This is a genomic window from Geomonas diazotrophica, assembly GCF_019063885.1.
Lineage (GTDB): Bacteria > Desulfobacterota > Desulfuromonadia > Geobacterales > Geobacteraceae > Geomonas > Geomonas diazotrophica.
The window spans coordinates 3,943,584-3,961,042 of the sequence record NZ_CP077684.1 but is presented as its reverse complement, the minus strand read 5'-3'; the positions used below and the strand labels follow the sequence as shown (position 1 = coordinate 3,961,042).

Sequence of the window (17,459 nt, the reverse complement as noted above, 5' to 3'; positions counted from 1 at the left end):
GCCTCGTGCCCCTATGACCCTCCTTTACTGCAGTCGGAACTACTTGTTCTTGTTGGCCTGCATCAGGGAGCGGATCCTGAGCCTCAGCGAGTTCAGCTTGATGAAGCCCTCGGCGTCCGCCTGGTTGTAGACCTGGTCCTTCTCGAAGGTGGCGAAGTCGAGGTTGAACAGGGAGTCGGACTCGGACTTCCTGCCCACGGTGCGCACGTGCCCTTTGTAGAGCTTCAGGCGCGCGACGCCGTTCACGGTCTTCTGGGAGTCGTCGATCAGGCACTGCATCATCTCGCGCTCCGGGGAGAACCAGTAGCCGTTGTAGATCATCTCGGCGTAGCGCGGGATCAGGGAATCCCTCAGGTGCATCACCTCGCGGTCCATGGTGATCTGCTCGACCGCCATGTGGGCCTCGCGCAGGATGGTGCCGCCCGGGGTCTCGTACACGCCGCGGGACTTCATGCCGACCGAACGGTTTTCGAGGAGGTCGACGCGGCCGATGCCGTGCTCGCCGCCGATGGTGTTCAGGTGGGCAAGAAGCTGTGCCGGGGACATGCGCACGCCGTCGACGGCTACCGCGTTACCCTTTTCGAACTCGATCTCGATGTACTGCGGCTTGTTGGGCGCCTTCTCCGGTGCCTTGGTGAGCACGAACATGTTCTCGGGCGGCTCGAGCCAGGTGTCCTCCAGGATGCCCCCTTCGAAGGAGATGTGCAAAAGGTTGCGGTCGGAAGACCAGGGGCGCTTCTTGGTGATCGGGATCGGGATGTCGTTTCTCTTGGCGTAGTTGATCAGCGCCTGGCGGGAGTTGAGCTTCCACTCCCTCCACGGGGCCACCACGGTGATGGCCGGGTTGAAGTGATAGTAGGCCAGCTCGAAGCGGACCTGGTCGTTCCCCTTGCCGGTGGCGCCGTGGGAGACGGCGTCGCACCCCTCGATCTTGGCGATCTCCATCTGGCGCTTGGCGATCAGCGGACGCGCGATGGAGGTGCCCAAGAGGTAGGACCCCTCGTAGATCGCGTTGGCGCGGAACATCGGGTACACGAAGTCGCTGACGAACTCCTCGCGCAGGTCGTCGATGTACACCTTGTCGGCGCCCGTCTTGAATGCCTTCTCGCGCACCGGCTCCAGCTCGTCGCCCTGGCCCAGGTCTGCGGAGAACGTCACCACCTCGCAGCCGTACTCGTTCTTGAGCCACTTGAGGATGATGGAGGTGTCAAGCCCGCCCGAGTAGGCGAGGACGATCTTTTTCACTTCTTTTTTTGCCATGGGTTCTCCTTTGGTCGTTGATCGCTCTGGCCACCCTGAGGGCGGCCGGTCGGATTATTTCATCAGTGTGGCCATGATGGCTTTCTGGACGTGCAGGCGGTTCTCCGCTTCGTCCCAGACGGCGGAGTGGGGACCTTCGATAACCTCGTCGCTGATCTCCTCGCCGCGGTGCGCCGGCAGGCAGTGCAGCACCATGGCGTTCCCCTTGGCGAGATCGAGCAGTTCCTCGTTCAGCTGGTAGCCGGCGAAGGCCTTTTCGCGGATCTTCTGCTCCTCTTCCTGTCCCATGCTGGCCCAGACGTCGGTGTTGAGCACGTCGGCGTCCTTGGCGGCCTCTTTGGGGTCGCGGGTGATCACGATCTTGGAGGAGCCGTTCTTCTGCGCCCACGCGAGCACCTCGGCGTTCGGGTCGTACCCTTCGGGGCAGGCCAGCGTCAGGTCGAAGCCGAAGATGGCGGCCGCCTCGATCCAGGAGTTGGCCATGTTGTTGCCGTCGCCGATCCAGGCGAACTTGAGCCCGTCGTAGCTCCCCTTGTGCTCGATCACGGTGAACACGTCGGCCATGATCTGGCAGGGGTGGTGCAGGTCGGTCAGGCCGTTGATGACGGGGATGGAGGCGTATTTCGCGAACTCCTCGACGGTCGCCTGGGCGAAGGTGCGGATCATGACGCCGTCGCAGTAGCGGGCCATGACGCGGGCGGTGTCCTTGATCGGCTCGCCGCGCCCCATCTGGGAGTCCTTGCTGGAGATGAAGAGCGGGTGCCCCCCCAGCTGGTACATGCCGACCTCGAACGAGATCCTGGTGCGTGTCGAGGACTTCTCGAAGATCATGGCCAGCGATTTCCCCTTGAGGAGGTGGTGCTCGACGCCGCTCTTGGTCTTTGCTTTGAGGTCCTTGGTCAGGGCAAACATGGCGTCCAGTTCGGCTTTGGTGAACTGGCTCAGCGCAAGGAAGTCTTTTTTCATATTCGCTTGTTCTCGCTTCTCGGTATGATAGTGCCGGCGTGCGGCATCGCTACTCTTTGTTCCCTAGTCCCCCTCTCCCGGAGGGCGAGGGGAGCATCACTCCCCCCTCCGGGGGGAGATGGGTGGACGGCGCGGGGACAACGCCTACAGTTCCTGCAAAATCTCCGTCAAGGTGGCGATCATCTCGTCCACCTCCTTCTTCCCGACGATGAGCGGCGGGACGAAGCGGAGCACCTTCTCCTGGGCGCAGTTCAAGAGGAGCCCGCGGGAGAGGGCGGTCTTGACGATGTCGCCGCCCGGGATGGCGAGCTCCACGCCGATCATGAGGCCGATGCCGCGCACCTCGGTGATCAGGCCGGGGAACTTCCTGCCCAGCGCCTCCAGTTCGCCCATCAGGTACTCGCCGATCTCCTCGGTGTGGTTCAGGATCCCTTCCTCCTGGATGGCGCGCACGGTGGCCACCGCGGCGGCGGTCACCAGCGGGTTGCCGCCGAAGGTGGAGCCGTGGGTGCCCGGGGTGAAGGATTCCGCCAGCTTGTCGGTGGCGAGCATGGTCCCGATCGGGGCCCCGCCGGCCAGCGCCTTGGCGAGCGTCATGATGTCCGGGGTGATGCCGAAGTGCTCGTGGGCGAACATCTTGCCGGTGCGCCCCATCCCCACCTGGACCTCGTCGAAGATGAGGATCAGGTTGTTCTCGTCGCAGATCTTGCGCACTTCCTGGAAATAGGCGGCGTCGGGAACCACCACGCCCCCCTCGCCCTGGATCGGCTCCAGCATGACGGCGCAGGTGCCGGGGCCGATGGCCTCCCTGAGCGCCTGGGCGTCGTTGAAGGGGATGTGGCGGAAGCCATGCAGGAGCGGATCGAAGAACTTCTGCACCTTCTCCTGGCCGGTGGCGGAAACGGTAGCCATGGTGCGGCCGTGGAACGAGGATATGGCGGTGATGATCTCGTAGCGGTCGAGCCCGAACTTCTCACGGCTGTACTTTCTGGCCAGCTTGATGGCCGCCTCGTTCGCCTCGGCGCCCGAGTTGCAGAAGAAGGCCTTGTTGGCGAAGGAGAGGTTGCACAAAAGCTCAGCCAGCTCGATCTGGGTCGGGATGTGGTAGTAGTTCGAGCAGTGGATCAGCTCGGCCGCCTGCTTGGCGAGCGCCGCCGTGACCTTGGGGTGGCAGTGACCGAGGTTGTTGACGGCGACCCCGGCCAGGAAGTCGAGGTAGCGTTTGCCGTCCGCGTCCCAGAGGTAGCATCCCTCGCCCTTAACCGGCACCAGCGGGTACCGTCCGTACGTCTTCATGATGTATTTGTCAGCCTTGTCTATCCAGGCAGATGAATTCATAAAACCTCCAGAAGCCGTTCTATGTTCTGCGTTCCAGGTTCTACGTTAGAACCCGAACGGAACCGAACCGGCCGTCACTGAATCAATGTCACAGTATCTCCACCGCCGGCGCCTTGGCGCCGTGAACGTAGAACGCAGAACAGCAGTTAAGCCGTTAAGCCTGTATCTCCGTCCCGATGCCTACGTTGGTGAAGATCTCCAAAAGGATGGCGTGCTCGATCCGGCCGTCCACGATGTGGGCCTTCTTGACTCCCGCGGCGAGCGCGTCGGTGCAGCAGGTCACTTTCGGGATCATGCCGCCGGTGACGGTGCCGTTGTCGATCAACTCAGGTACGTCAGCCAGCGGAATGCTGGAAAGAAGCTCCCCTTCCTTGTTCTTGACGCCGGAGACGTCGGTCAGGAGGATCAGCTTTTCCGCCCCGAGTGCCGCGGCGACCTTGCCGGCCACCACGTCTGCGTTGATGTTGTAGCTCTGCCCGTCGCGGCCCACACCCACCGGCGCGATGACCGGGATGAAGCCACCCTTTTCCAATGTCTGCAAAATGGCGGGATTCACTTCGACGACGTCGCCTACGAAGCCGATGTCGACCATCTCGACCCCGCCGTCCTCTCGTCGGATTTCCTGGAGCAGCTTCTCGCACAGCAAGAGGTTGCCGTCCTTGCCGGAAAGGCCCGCCGCCCGGCCGCCGTGCTGGTTGATGTAGCCGACCACCTCGCGGTTCACCTGCCCGGTCAGAACCATCTCCACCACGCCCATGGTTTCCGCGTCGGTCACGCGCATCCCCTTGACGAACTCCGACACTATCCCGTAGCGCTTCAGTGTCTCGTTGATCTGGGGGCCGCCGCCGTGTACTACCACGGTGTTGATGCCGATGTATTTGAGCAGGATGATGTCAAGGGCAAAAGACTTCCTCAGCTTCTCTTCTGCCATGGCGTGCCCGCCGTACTTGATGACGATGGTCTTCCCCGAGAAACGCCTGATATAGGGAAGAGCCTCCATGAGGGTGCTCGCCTTCTCTATGAGATGCTGCATGAGTGCCTCTTCTAGCGTTAATTAGTGCACAGAAAGTCGTTAATATAGCAGATAGGGGGAAATAATCAACTTCAAACAGGGGGAAGCCTCAGGCTTTTCAGGGGCTTTGGCTGGTTTTGCTGGGGAGGGTGATGACGACGCGGGTGCCGACGTTTTCCTCGCTGTCGATGCTGACGGTACCGCCGTGCATCCGGATGAACTCGCGCACGTAGAAAAGGCCGAGTCCGAAGCCGCGCACCTGGCCGGTGTGCTCCTCGTCGACCTGGTAGAACTTCTCGAACAGCTTGGGGAGCTGCTCGGTGGGGATGCCTATCCCGTTGTCCTGGACCGTGATCTCGCACTGGTCTTCCAGGTTTCTCAGCGTCACGCAGACCACGCCGGTTTCCTTGGAGAACTTGATGGCGTTGTCGATCACCTGGCGCACGGCGAAGCTCACCTTGTCGCGGTCCAGCATAAGCTCCGGGACGTTGTCCAGGGTGATATGGGTGGTGACGCCGGGACGGTCGGCGATTTCCTGGGCTTCCTGCAAGAGCTTGGGGAGCAGCAGGTTGAGGGTGCAGGGTTCCAGGTTCAGCCCGACGCCGCTGTCCATGACCGAGGAGAAGGTGAGCAGGTCGGTGACCAGGTTTCCCAGGTAGCACGCCTCGTTGTAGATCAGCTTGATGTGTTCCTTGGCCCCCTCGTCGGACGGGTCGATCACCCCTGCCGCCAGGTTCTGCAGGAACAGCGAGATGGAGGTGATGGGGGTGCGGAATTTGTGGGAGATGAGCGACAGGAACACCGTCTTGAAACGGTCCAGGTTCCTGAGGTTGGCGATCTCCTCCTTGAGGGACTTTTTCACCAGTGCCTTGCTGATGGCGCTCTTCAGCTGCAGCAGGTTGAGCGGCTTGGTGATGAAGTCGTCCGCGTCGGCCTTCAAGGCCTTCAGGATCAGGTCCTTGTCGGCAAAGCCGGTCATGATGATGACCACCATGGTCGGCTCCCGCTCCTTGAGCTTTTTCAGGAGCTCGATGCCGTCCATCCGGGGCATCATGACGTCGGTGAGAATGACGTCGATGCCGCCGCGCAGGAATATCTCGTACGCCTCCTGCCCGTCCCCCGCCTCGACGATGTGGTAGTCGTTGAGCACCCGCTTGCACAGGTCGCGGATCACCCCTTCATCGTCGACGATGAGGATGGTCTGCTTTTCCCTGTCGTGCAGGAGTTCCTGGCTGTGCTGGGCGGTCAGTTCGAGCATCGGCATGTCCCGGTTGTGCTGGATTTATCTGCCTGTCTTACCTGGCGACGGCTTTACTGCGTTGGAGTTTGCCTCTCCTTTCCGGCAAGGAGGGTGCCAATAACTCCCCCTCCCCCGCCAGGGGGAGGGGAGCCGGATGATCGTTCTACCCTACGATGCGGTACACCGCCTCGAGCGCCTCGGCGAGGTTCTCCGGCTTGGAGCCGCCGGCCTGGGCCAGTTCCGGCTTGCCGCCGCCGTTGCCCCCCACGATCGGGGCGATGGCCTTGATGATGTCGCCGGCCTTCCAGCGCGAGGTGAGATCGGAGGTGACCGCCACCAGCAGGTTCGCCTTGACCGCGTCGCCCGCGCCCAAGACGATGATGCCGGAACCGATGCGCTCCTTGAGGGTGTCGGAAAGCTCGCGCAGCCCCTTGGCGTCGCCGTCGACCTTGACGGCGAGGACCTTGACGCCGTTTTGCTCGCGCACCTGCTGGATCAGGTCGGCCGACTTGGAGGCGTTCACCTTCGCCTGCAGCGCCTCGAGTTCCCTCTGCAGCTCGCGCTGGCCCGCCAGGAGCTTCTCCACGCGATCCAGGGTGCTGACCCCCTCGGCCTTCAGAAGCGTCGCGATGCTCCTCTGCTCGTCTTCCATCTGGTGCACCACTGCCAGGGCGCCGTGCCCGGTCTGGGCCTCGATGCGCCTGACGCCCGCGGCGATGCCCGCCTCGGAGATGATCTTGAAGAAGCCGATCTCGCCGGCGCCGTGCACGTGGGTACCGCCGCACAGCTCCGAGGAGACGTCGCCTACGCGCACCACGCGCACGATGTCGCCGTACTTCTCGCCGAAGAGCGCGGTGGCGCCCGCGGCGAGGGCCTCGGCGGCCGGCATCTCGCGTGCGTCGACGGCGTCGTTGGCCATGATGTGGCCGTTCACCAGGACCTCGACCCTGCGGATCTCCTCGGCGGTCATCGGGCTGAAGTGGGTGAAGTCGAAGCGCAGACGGTCCGGGGTGACCAGGGAGCCGGCCTGCTTGACGTGGTCGCCGAGCACCTCGCGCAGCGCCGCCTGCAGGAGGTGGGTCGCGGTGTGGTTTCTCGCGGTCGCGGCGCGGTTCGCCGAGGCGACCTTCAGGTCGACCGCCTCGCCGTTGCGGACGTTGCCGGACACGACCTTGCCGCGGTGCACGATGAGGTCGGTGAAGGGGCGGGTGGTGCCCTCCACCTCGATGTGCGCGGCGCCGGTGGAGATGGTGCCGCTATCGCCCGCCTGCCCGCCGGACTCGCCGTAGAAGGGGGTCCTGGCGGTGACGATTTCGACCTCGTCCCCGGCGTTGGCCTCCTCGACCAGGACGCCACCCTTGATGATGGCGCTCACGGTGGAGTAGGCGGTCTGCTCGGCGTAGCCGACGAACTCGCTGTTAATGCCGGAGCCGTGCAGCTCCTTGTAGATGGCCGCGAGCCCCTGCTCGCCGGAACCCTTCCAGTTCTCCCTCGCCTTGACGCGCTGCTTCTCCATGCACAGGGCGAAGCCGTCCTCGTCAAGGGTGAGCCCTTCCGCCTCGACGATGTCGGCGGTGAGGTCGACCGGGAAGCCGAAGGTGTCGTAGAGCTTGAAGATCACTTCGCCGGACAGAACCGTCTCACCCTTGGCCTTGAGCGCTGCGGTCTCCTCGTTGAGGATGGCCAGGCCGCGGTCGAGGGTCTCGATGAAGCGCTCCTCCTCCGCCTTGATCACCTTCTTCACGTAGTGCTCGCGCTCGAGCAGTTCCGGGTAGGCGTCGCCCATCATCATGTTGACGGCGTCGACGACGCGGTAGAGCATCGGCTCGGACACCCCCAGCATCTTAGCGTGGCGGGCGGCGCGGCGCATGATGCGCCGGAGCACGTAGCCGCGCCCCTCGTTGGAGGGGAGCACGCCGTCGCAGATGAGGAAGGTGGTGGCGCGGGAGTGGTCGGCGATGACGCGCATGGAGACGTCGTCCTTCTCGTCGGAGCGGTACTTCTTGCCGCAGATCCCCTCGATGTGGCGGATGATCCCCTGGATCAGGTCGGTGTCGTAGTTGGAGGTGACCCCCTGCATGACGGCGGAGATGCGCTCGAGACCCATGCCGGTGTCGACGGACGGTTTGGGGAGCGGAGTCAGTGTGCCGTCCTTGTCGCGGTTGAACTGCATGAAGACGTTGTTCCAGATCTCCATGTAGCGGTCGCAGTCGCAGCCGACCGCGCAGTCCGGCGAGCCGCAGCCGGTGCCGGGGCCGTTGTCCCAGAAGATCTCGGAGCAGGGGCCGCAGGGGCCGGTGTCGCCCATGGCCCAGAAGTTGTCCTTCTCGCCGAAGCGGTAGATGCGCTCGCGCGGCACCCCTTCCTGGTTGTGCCAGATGTCCGCGGCCTCGTCGTCGTCGTTGTAGACCGTGACGTAGAGGCGGTCCTTGGAGAGGCCGAGTTCGACGGTGAGGAATTCCCAGGCGTAGGCGATCGCTTCCTTCTTGAAGTAGTCGCCGAAGGAGAAGTTGCCCAGCATCTCGAAGAAGGTGTGGTGGCGCGCGGTGCGGCCGACGTTCTCGAGGTCGTTGTGCTTGCCGCCGGCGCGCACGCATTTCTGCGAGCTGACCGCGCGGATGTAGTCGCGTTTCTCAAGGCCCAGGAACACGTCCTTGAACTGGTTCATCCCCGCGTTGGTGAAGAGCAGGGTGGGGTCGTTCTTCGGGATGAGGTTCGAGCTCTCCACCAGGGTGTGACCCTTTCTCTGAAAGAAGTTGAAGAACTGCGCCCGGATCTCTTTGCCTGTCATAAAAAAACCTCAAATAAAATGGGATATCTAAACCTTGTAACGGTTGTGCGTTCCTTCTCCCTCTCCCGCCGGGAGAGGGGCGGGGTGAGGGCGCCGGTTGCGTCGGGTGCGTTGCTAGGGGGGACGGAGCCGCCCAGTGGCATCACCCTCACCCGGCCTTCGGCCACCCTCTCCCGGAGGGCGAGGGGGTGGAGGCCGCCTTCAATCCTCCTGCGCCTTCAGCTCGCGGAAGATGGCCGAGAGGGAAAAACCCTTCCTCTGCAGGTAGCCTACGATGCGCCGCTTCTCCTTGTCGGAGGCGGTGGCCGCGTCGAAGCCGGGGTAGCGGCGCTGCATCAACTGCGTCAACAGCTCGGCCTCGCTGTACTCCAGTGCCATCTCGTCCAGCACCTGGCTCACGATGTTCCCTGCCACGCCGCGGCGGGAGAGCTCCAGCTTCAGCCTCGGCCCGACCCCCTTGCCGTTTCGCAGCGCCGAGGAGGCGAAGCTGCGGGCGAAGCGCAGGTCGTCCAGGTAGCCGAGCTCCTTCATCCGGGCCACGCTCGCCTCGATCTCTCCCTCTTCGTACCCCTTGCCGGAAAGCTTCTTCCTAAGCTCCCCCTCGGAGTGGTCGCGCAGGGTGAGAACGCGCAGTGAGCAGTCGAAGGCGCTACCGCGCTGCACCTAGTACTTCTCGATGACCAGGTCCCCTTCGCCGCCTTCGGCCGCCGCTTCCGGCTCTTCGGCGAAGTTGTCCCAGCTGGAGTCCGAGGTGGAGGAGATGCCGGAAACCTTGAGGGCGAAGTCGTCGGGGTTGCTGGACTGGCGCATGGCCTCTTCGTAGGTGATCAGCTTCCTGCTCAAAAGCTGCATGAGCGACTGGTCGAAGGTCTGCATCCCGTAGCTCGTGTGCCCCTGGGCGATGGCGTCCGGGATCTGCTTGGTCTTTTCCTTGTCGTCGATGCAGTCCCTGATGCGCGCGGTGCCGATCATGACCTCGACGGCTGGGACGCGCCCCTTGCCGTCCATGCGGGGGACCAGCCTCTGCGAGATGACCCCCCTCAGGATGCCGGCCAGCTGCATCCTCACCTGGCGCTGGTGGAAGGGGGGGAACACCGAGATGACCCTGTTGATGGTCTCGGCGGCGTCCAGGGTGTGCAGGGTGGAGAGCACGAGGTGCCCGGTCTCTGCGGCGGTCAGCGCGGTCTCGATGGTCTCGTAGTCGCGCATCTCGCCCACCAGGATCACGTCGGGGTCCTGGCGCAGGGCCGAGGTGAGCGCCTTGCCGAAGGTGAGCGTGTCGAAGCCGACCTCGCGCTGGCTGATCAGGCTCTTCTTGTCCTTGTGCAGGTACTCGACCGGGTCCTCGATGGTGATGATGTTGCAGGTCCGGTGCTCGTTGATGTAGTCGATGATGGAGGCGAGCGTGGTGGACTTGCCGGAACCGGTGGTGCCGGTGACCAGGACCAGGCCGCGCTGCTCCAGTGCGAGTTTCTTCAGCACCGGCGGCAGGTTCAGCGTCTCCAGGGTGGGGATGGCGATCGGAATGGCGCGCAGCACCATCGCCACCGTCCCGCGCTGGGCGAAGGCGTTGACGCGGAAGCGCCCGAGACCCGGGACCCCGTAGGAGAGGTCCACTTCGTAGTTCTCCTCGAAGATCCGCTTCTGGCGCTCGTTCATGATGGAGAAGGCCATGTTCCTGACCGCCTCGCTGGAGAGCCGCTCCGCGTTGGGGATGGCACGCAGGGAGCCGTCGATCCTGACGATGGGGGGAAGCCCCGCCTTCAGGTGGATGTCCGACCCCTTCGCCTTCATGGCTATGCCGAGGATCTCGTTAAGTTGCATGGTTTAGGCTGCGCCGGATGCTTGGGCGTCTTGTTCTGGAGCGGTGAGTTTTGCCCTGATCTCTTCGGTGATCTCCGGGTGTTCCTTGAGGAACATCCGGGAGTTCTCGCGCCCTTGGCCGATGCGCTCCTTGCCGTAGGAGAACCAGGCGCCGCTCTTTTCCACCACGTTGCGCTCCACGGCGAGATCGAGGATGTCCCCTTCCTTGGAGATACCTTCGCCGTAGAGGATGTCGAACTCCACTTCCTTGAAGGGGGGGGCCACCTTGTTCTTCACCACCTTGACGCGGGTCCGGGATCCGATCATGTCGTTGCCCTGCTTGAGGGCCGCGATCTTCCTGATGTCCATGCGCACCGAGGCGTAGAACTTGAGCGCGTTGCCGCCGGTGGTGGTTTCCGGGTTGCCGAACATGACGCCGATCTTCATCCTGATCTGGTTGATGAAGATGACGCAGCAGTTGGACTTGGAGATGATGCCGGTGAGCTTCCTCAGTGCCTGGGACATCAGGCGCGCCTGCAGGCCCATGTGCGAGTCGCCCATGTCACCCTCGATCTCGGCTTTCGGTACCAGGGCGGCGACGGAGTCGACGACGAGGACGTCGATGGCGCCGGAACGCACCAGGGTTTCCGCGATTTCCAGCGCCTGCTCGCCGGTGTCCGGCTGGGAGACCAGGAGGTCGTCGGTCTTGACGCCCAGTTTCCTGGCGTAGCCGATGTCGAGGGCGTGTTCCGCGTCGACGAATGCGGCGATGCCGCCCAGTTTCTGGGCCTCGGCGATCACGTGGAGGGCGAGGGTGGTCTTGCCGGAGGATTCCGGTCCGAAGATCTCGATGACGCGGCCGCGGGGCACGCCTCCAACCCCCAGCGCCAGGTCCAGGGAGAGGGAACCGGTCGGGATCGACGCCACGTCCGGTAGCGCCTCCTCGTTGCCGAGCCTCATGATGGCCCCTTTGCCGAACTGTTTCTCGATCTGGCTCATGGCCAGGTCGAGGGCTTTTTCCGCTTTTTCCTTGTCGAGCATCGTTTTATATCTCCTTAGCCTTGTCAGGCGCTGTTTTGGGTCTGGTTCCGGAACCAATCACACATAACACAACTAAAACCGCAAAGGCAAATGCAAAGGCGACCGTTCTACGTTCTATGTTCTGCGTTCTACGTTAAAACCTCGAAAAGCGACTTCCCCCCCCGGCGCGACAGCCGATTTTCCCGCGCCGCCGCCCAAAGCAGTTGGCCTGGAACATGGAACGTAGACCTAGAACCTTGAACATAGAACGTAGAACCTGGAACACGTTTTAGAACAGAGCCGGCTGGATCAGCTCCTGCTCCAGGGGGAGCACCAGGAAGAAGGAGCTGCCGTCGTTGCTCTCCACCCAGACCATGCCGCCGTGGGCCTCGACCATACCCTTGACGATGGCCAGCCCCAACCCGGCGCCTTTGCCCTGCCGTCTGCCGCTTGAGTGGTGCCTGATCTCCCCCACCTCGTAGAAGATCTCGAAGATCCCCTGCTGCTCGTGCAGCGGGATGCCGATGCCGCAGTCGCGCACCTCGACTTCCAGATAGCAGCGGTCGCCGCAGCGCCTGAGGAAGTCGGGATTGAAGCGCGCAAGCGTGTGGGCGCGCTGGTGCAGGTCCTTCCGTTGGACCACCCGGCCGTTCACCACGATCTCGCCCCCTTCGGGGCTGAAGCGGATGGCGTTCAAAAGGAGCTCGTAGAAGACCCGCTCCAGGTAGCCGCAGTCCCCCTGGAAGAAGGGGAGGTGGTCCAGGTCGCGCAGCGTAACCACCTGGCCGCGCTCCTCGAACAGGGGCTGGAGCTGGTCCAGGAGGGTCTCCAGCAGCATCCTCAGGTGGATGGCGGAGGTCTCCAGCCCTTCCCGGCGCGACTCCAGCCGGATCAGCTTCAAAAGGTCCGCGACCAGCGCCTTCAGCCTGAGCCCGCCGTCGCGCACCATCTCCAGCACCCGGCAGGCGTCCTCCTGCGAGCTCCACCCCTGCTGCAGCAGGTGGTCGACCCCCGACAGGATGCTGGTAAGCGGCGTGTTGAACTCGTGGGAGACCATGCCCAGGAACTGGTTCTTCATGCGATCCAGCCGGACCTGCTCCAGGTGCGCCCTTTCCACCAGCGCGAGGTTCTGCTTCAGCTTGGTTTCGGAAACGGAGAGGTTGTGGCTGCTCTTCTCGAGGAGCCGGTGCGAGCGGAGCAACTCCTCGCTCTTCCACTTGAGCTCGGTGAAGAGCCTGATCTGCTCGATGATGCTCCCCATCTGCTTGCCGACCGTCTCCAGGAAACGCAGTTCTTCCGGGGCGTAGCTGTGGGGTTCGCGGTGGATCAGGTGTATCACCCCGATCAGGTGCTCCTGGGAACTGACGGGAATGGAGGTGAGGCTCCCCCATCCTTGGCAGGCAGTGCCGAGCGGCACGATGCAAACCTCCCGGAAGCCTTCGGGGTTGCTCAGGGTTTCCCCGAGCACCTCTTCCAGGTCCGGGGAGGCGAATTTCGAGGCGCAGAGGGTGGGAGAGAGGGTGTCGGGGGTGGAAAGGTGCAGGGTGCCGCCTTCGGCACGGAACAGTTCCATCAACTGGAGCAGGGTCCCTTCCTGCACCGCCTTCAGTTCGGTCCCGAGATTCATGCTGGTCAGCATGTTGTTCAGGATGGAGAGCTCGCGGTTTCTCTGCCAGATCTCCCGCTCGGTGCGCCGCTTCTCCGTTATGTCGCGCAGCAGGCAGTGCGCCACCTGCTCGTCACCGAGGTCGATCAGGCGTGCGTTGATTTCGCCCAGGAAGGAGGAGCCGTCCTTTCGTATCAGCCGCACCTCGTCCCAGTCGGCCTCGCCCTGCCGCACCAGCTGGTACAAAAAGCCCCGGACGCGCTCGTGCTCACAGGGATCGAGCAGGTCGCGCACCACCATGGTGCCGAGCTCGTCCTTGGTGAAGCCGAAAAGCTCGCGCCCCAGCCGGTTCTCCTCTTCGAGCTCAGCCGTTTCCACGTTGAAGATGAAGATGGCGTTGCCGGCGCCTTCCAGCAGGCTCTTGTAGCGCCGCGCGCTCTTGGCCGCCTCCTGCTGCATCTCCCCGATCTCGCGGCGCAGGCCGTCCACCATGGTCTCCTGGCGCTGCTTGAAGAGCGCCACGAAACAGAGGAGCACCGTCGCGAGCGACACGGAGACGCCGAAGTGCAGCCATCCGGGCAGCGGCGTGTACTGCTCGATCAGAAGGAGCAGCAGTTCGCAGGCGACTATGAGTAACAGCGGCGCAAAGTGCAAGGCGGTTTCCCCTTGACCAGCTTGTTATCGCCCCCCTAGTTCGGGGACTCGGCTCCGTGGCGGGAGAGGAGGTATTGGCGCAGCCAGTTGAGCGCGGTAAAGCAGGTGATGGAGCGGACCCGGGTGCGGTCCCCCTGGAAGTTGCAGCGTTCAACCCGGCAGGTTTCGGCGTCGGCCAGGGCGATGTACACGGTGCCCACCGGCTTTTCCGGTGTGCCGCCGTCCGGCCCGGCGATGCCGGTCACCGAGAGGGCCAGGTCGCTCCCCGCAGCTTCGCGGGCCCCTTCGGCCATGGCACGGGCGACCTCCTCGCTCACTGCTCCGTGCCGTTCGATCAGCTCGGGCGGCACCCGCAGCATACGGCTCTTGGCGGCGTTGCTGTAGGTCACGTTTCCTTCCAGGAAGTAGGCGGAGCTCCCGGCCAGGGCGGTGATGCGGGCAGCGATCATGCCGCCGGTGCAGGACTCGGCCAGCGCCAGGGTGAGGCCGCTCTCCCGGAACAGGCGCGCCAGCACCTGGTCCATGGTCTCGTCGTTCTCGGCGAAAAGGTATCGGGAGAGCCGCTTGCGCACCTCGGCGGCCGCCTCCTCGAGCTGCGCCGCGTCTGCCGTCGCCGCCCGGAGGATCACGTGGATCTCGGGGTACTTCACGCAGTAGGCGAGCTGCAGGGGCGCTCCTGCCGGGATGGCCCCTTCCAGCCGCTCCGAGATCGCCGCTTCCGGGATGCCGAAGACCTTCAGGGTGATCCGCCGCCAGGGGGGCGGGAGCCGCCTTTGCAACTCCGGGAGCACCGTCTCCGCCAGCATCCGCTCCATCTCGTACGGGACCCCGGGGAGGAAGAAGAGCTCCGCCCGTCCGATCTTCACCGCGAAGCCGCAGGCGGTCCCCAAGGGGTTCGGGATGAGCCGGCATCCGCCGGGGACGAGCGCCTGGCGACGGTTGGCGGGGTGCAGCGGCCTCTCTATCCTCTTCTCGAACTCGGCCAGGTGGTCGAGCGCCTCCTGGGACAGCTCCAGCTCGACCCCCGCCGCCCGTGCAGCGGCCTGAGCGGTGTAATCGTCGGGGGTGGGGCCGAGTCCGCCGGTCACGATGACGGCGTCGCTTGCCCCGGCCAGCTCGACAAGGGCCTGCACGATCGCCTCATCGTCGTCGGGGACGGTGAGGTGCCTGAAGACCCGCGCGCCGCAACCGTAGAGCCGGTCGGCGATATGGCTCGCGTTGGTGTCGGTCACCTCGCCGGTGAGGAGCTCGTCCCCTATGGAAAGAACGGCGACTTTCACAAAAGCCTCAGCACCAGGTGGGTGGCGGCGCAGGCGTATAACCCGGCGACGATGTCGTCCAGCACCACGCCGTAGCCGTTTTTCAGCGACCGGTCGAACCAGCGCGCCGGCTGAGGCTTCAGGATGTCGAAGAAGCGGAAGGTCAGGAAGCCGACCAGGATCCCCTGCCAGGTTGCCGGGACCGCTATCATGGTCACCAGGTAGCCGGCCACCTCGTCGATGACGATCTTCCCCGAGTCGTGCTCCCCCCAGAGCTCCTCGCCAAAGCCCGCGCTCCAGCAGGCGAAAAGCGTGAAGGCGGCCGTGGTGACGAGGTAGAGCCACAGCGGCAGACCGCGGAGGAGCAGGAAGAAGGGGATCGCGCCGAGCGTCCCGACGGTTCCGGAGGCAAAGGGGGAAAAGCCGGTGCCGAACCAGGTGGCGGAAACAATCACGAATTTTCTCATTCTTCGCCGCACTCCCTCTCCACCGTCCGGTACACCTCTATGAGCGGCATCCCCTGCCCGAGCGCGATCTCCCGGCAGGAGTCGTATTCCGGCGTGACCCGTCCGTTGCCTAAAAGCTTCACCCGCACCTCGCCCAGCGAGGTCTGCCGCGTCCCGCAGCTGCGGGGGAGGGTGATCCGGCCGGCCGGGTAGTAGCGCAGGCCGATGGCGCTCGACTCCGCCAGGATGATGCCGGAGAGTTTTTGCAGGTCGCCCGGCTTCGCGATCACGGTGAGCCTGGTTCCCGGCCGGTTCTTCTTCATCTGCAGCGGCGAGAAGGAGACGTCGAGCGCCCCCTCTTCCATGAGCCGCTCCATGAGGAAACCGAAAATCTCGCCGGGCATGTCGTCGATGTGGCTCTCGAGGACCAGCACCTCACGGGCCTCGCCCGGCTCGGCTCGCTCCCCGAGCACCAGCCGGAGCAGGTTGGGAAGTTCCGGGAAGTCCCTTTCCCCTGCGCCGTAGCCGGTCCCGTTGACGGTCATGGCCGGGGGAGGGCCGAAGCTCTCGGCGAGCGCCGCCACGATGGCCGCGCCGGTCGGGGTGACCCGCTCGCCTTCACCGATGTCGGCGGAAAGCGGAATCCCCTCCATCAGCTTAGCGGTGGCAGGTGCCGGGACCGGAAGCAGGCCGTGCGCGGTCTTGACGAAGCCGCGCCCGTAGGGAAGGCCCGATGCGTAGACCTTGTCGATCCCCAGGTAGTCGAGCCCGATCGCGGTGCCGACGATGTCGACGATGGAGTCGACGGCACCGACCTCGTGGAAGTGCACCCGCTCGAGAGGCACTCCGTGCACGCTCGCCTCGGCCTGCGCCAGCTTCAGGAAGATGCGCTGGGAGAGCTTCTTGACCCGGGGTTTGAGGTCCGACTTCTCGATCATCGCGGCGATGCCGGAATAGTGGCGGTGCGGCTGGTCCTCTTCGGCGAGGGTGACCTTGAAGGAGGTGCCGGAGACGCCGTGACGCTCGACCTTGCGGCTCTCCAGCGTGTAGCCGCAAAGCGGCAGCGAAGAGAGTTCCTGTTGCAGCGTCTCCAGCGGGAGCCCGAGCTCGATGAGGCCGGCCACGGTCATGTCGCCCGCGATCCCCGCGAAACAGTCGAAATAGAGTACCTTCATCCGTGAATCCTGTTCATGAGGCTCGCCGCGTAGGCGGCCCCGAAGCCGTTGTCTATGTTCACCACCGTGACCCCGGCGGCGCAGGAGTTGAGCATGCCGAGCAGGGCCGCCACGCCGCCGAAGGAGGCGCCGTATCCAACCGAGGTGGGGACCGCGATCACCGGCTTGTCGACCAGGCCTCCCACCACCGAGGGGAGCGCCCCCTCCATCCCGGCCACCACGATGATCACCGCGGCCTCCGCGAGCGCGCCGCGCCGTGCCAGCAGGCGGTGCAGCCCGGCCACGCCCACGTCGTAGACCTTCTCCACCTCGTTCCCCATAAGCTGGGCGGTCAGGACCGCCTCGGCCGCCACCGGGATGTCCGAGGTGCCGGCACAGACCACCAGGACCTTGCCGCGGCCGCGCAGTTCAACCGGATGCTGCTCGATGGTGAGCGCCCGGGCGTCGGGATGGTAGACCGCCTGCGGGAAGAATTCCTTGAGCTTGGCGCCCTTGGCGCCGTTGACGCGGGTGGCCAGGACGTTGCCACCCTTCTCGATGAGCGCGGTGATGATGGCGCGCATCTGGGAGATGCTCTTGCCCTGTCCGAAGATGACTTCGGGAAAGCCCTGGCGCAGGGTGCGGTGGTGGTCCACCGTGGCGCAGCCCAGGTCTTCGAAGGGGAGATGCTTCAGTCGCTGCAGGGCTTGCGCGACGTCGAGCGCCCCCTCGCTCACCTCCTGGAGGACCTTTTCAATTACCTTGTTTTGCATGAATATGAAGCTGCCTCCGCAGGTTGAAAAATAGGGTTAAGGCTAACATACAAAGTGCGGATTCGCTGCTAAAAAATGCGATTTTTGGCAGGAGGGGATAAATTCCTGAGAGATTGCCGCGATGGTTGTGTCACTGC

General features: G+C 64.2%; 14 protein-coding genes. All 14 read right to left on the bottom strand.

The genetic code is table 11. From position 1 onward, the window contains the following. Positions 1–39: 39 nt before the first annotated feature. Positions 40–1,260, bottom strand: coding sequence for an argininosuccinate synthase (locus tag KP003_RS17520; protein ID WP_216497500.1), 1,221 nt, complete (start codon positions 1,258–1,260; stop codon positions 40–42). Positions 1,261–1,314: 54 nt separating this feature from the next. Beyond that, entirely contained in the window at positions 1,315–2,226 is a 912-nt protein-coding gene (gene argF, locus KP003_RS17515) for an ornithine carbamoyltransferase (protein WP_216497501.1), read from the bottom strand. 144 nt (positions 2,227–2,370) lie between these two features. Beyond that, complete coding sequence (locus KP003_RS17510; protein WP_216789388.1) at positions 2,371–3,564, bottom strand: acetylornithine transaminase; 1,194 nt, start codon at positions 3,562–3,564, stop codon at positions 2,371–2,373. A 154-nt stretch (positions 3,565–3,718) separates the two neighbouring features. After that, the gene (gene argB, locus KP003_RS17505; RefSeq protein ID WP_216497503.1) at positions 3,719–4,597 is read right to left on the bottom strand and encodes an acetylglutamate kinase; all 879 of its coding nucleotides are present in this window, start codon (positions 4,595–4,597) and stop codon (positions 3,719–3,721) included. 97 nt (positions 4,598–4,694) lie between these two features. After that, a complete protein-coding gene (locus KP003_RS17500) occupies positions 4,695–5,834 on the bottom strand; it encodes a hybrid sensor histidine kinase/response regulator (RefSeq protein ID WP_217300028.1) in 1,140 nt (379 codons plus the stop codon). A 145-nt stretch (positions 5,835–5,979) separates the two neighbouring features. After that, positions 5,980–8,607: an alanine--tRNA ligase gene (gene alaS / locus KP003_RS17495; protein WP_216497505.1), complete on the bottom strand. Its 2,628-nt coding sequence runs from the start codon at positions 8,605–8,607 to the stop codon at positions 5,980–5,982. A 201-nt stretch (positions 8,608–8,808) separates the two neighbouring features. Next, entirely contained in the window at positions 8,809–9,270 is a 462-nt protein-coding gene (locus KP003_RS17490; RefSeq protein WP_217300027.1) for a regulatory protein RecX, read from the bottom strand. Continuing rightward, entirely contained in the window at positions 9,271–10,431 is a 1,161-nt protein-coding gene (locus tag KP003_RS17485; protein WP_216789376.1) for a type IV pilus twitching motility protein PilT, read from the bottom strand. It abuts the gene before it with no gap. Positions 10,432–10,434: 3 nt separating this feature from the next. Beyond that, positions 10,435–11,451, bottom strand: coding sequence for a recombinase RecA (gene recA, locus KP003_RS17480; protein WP_216497508.1), 1,017 nt, complete (start codon positions 11,449–11,451; stop codon positions 10,435–10,437). A 268-nt stretch (positions 11,452–11,719) separates the two neighbouring features. Beyond that, complete coding sequence (locus KP003_RS17475) at positions 11,720–13,690, bottom strand: sensor histidine kinase (protein ID WP_216497509.1); 1,971 nt, start codon at positions 13,688–13,690, stop codon at positions 11,720–11,722. 35 nt (positions 13,691–13,725) lie between these two features. After that, positions 13,726–14,970 carry a competence/damage-inducible protein A gene (locus tag KP003_RS17470; RefSeq protein ID WP_217300026.1) on the bottom strand — a complete coding sequence of 415 codons (1,245 nt, stop codon included), beginning with the start codon at positions 14,968–14,970 and terminating at the stop codon, positions 13,726–13,728. Then, positions 14,967–15,416, bottom strand: a complete 450-nt coding sequence (locus tag KP003_RS17465; RefSeq protein WP_216789373.1) for a phosphatidylglycerophosphatase A family protein — start codon at positions 15,414–15,416, stop codon at positions 14,967–14,969. Before KP003_RS17465 ends, KP003_RS17470 begins: the two co-directional genes overlap by 4 nt. Then, positions 15,413–16,570, bottom strand: coding sequence for a nickel pincer cofactor biosynthesis protein LarC (larC, locus tag KP003_RS17460; RefSeq protein ID WP_217300025.1), 1,158 nt, complete (start codon positions 16,568–16,570; stop codon positions 15,413–15,415). The genes KP003_RS17465 and larC overlap by 4 nt, the downstream gene beginning before the upstream one ends. Then, a complete protein-coding gene (gene larB / locus KP003_RS17455; protein WP_216789371.1) occupies positions 16,567–17,322 on the bottom strand; it encodes a nickel pincer cofactor biosynthesis protein LarB in 756 nt (251 codons plus the stop codon). The genes larC and larB overlap by 4 nt, the downstream gene beginning before the upstream one ends. Positions 17,323–17,459: the final 137 nt, after the last annotated feature.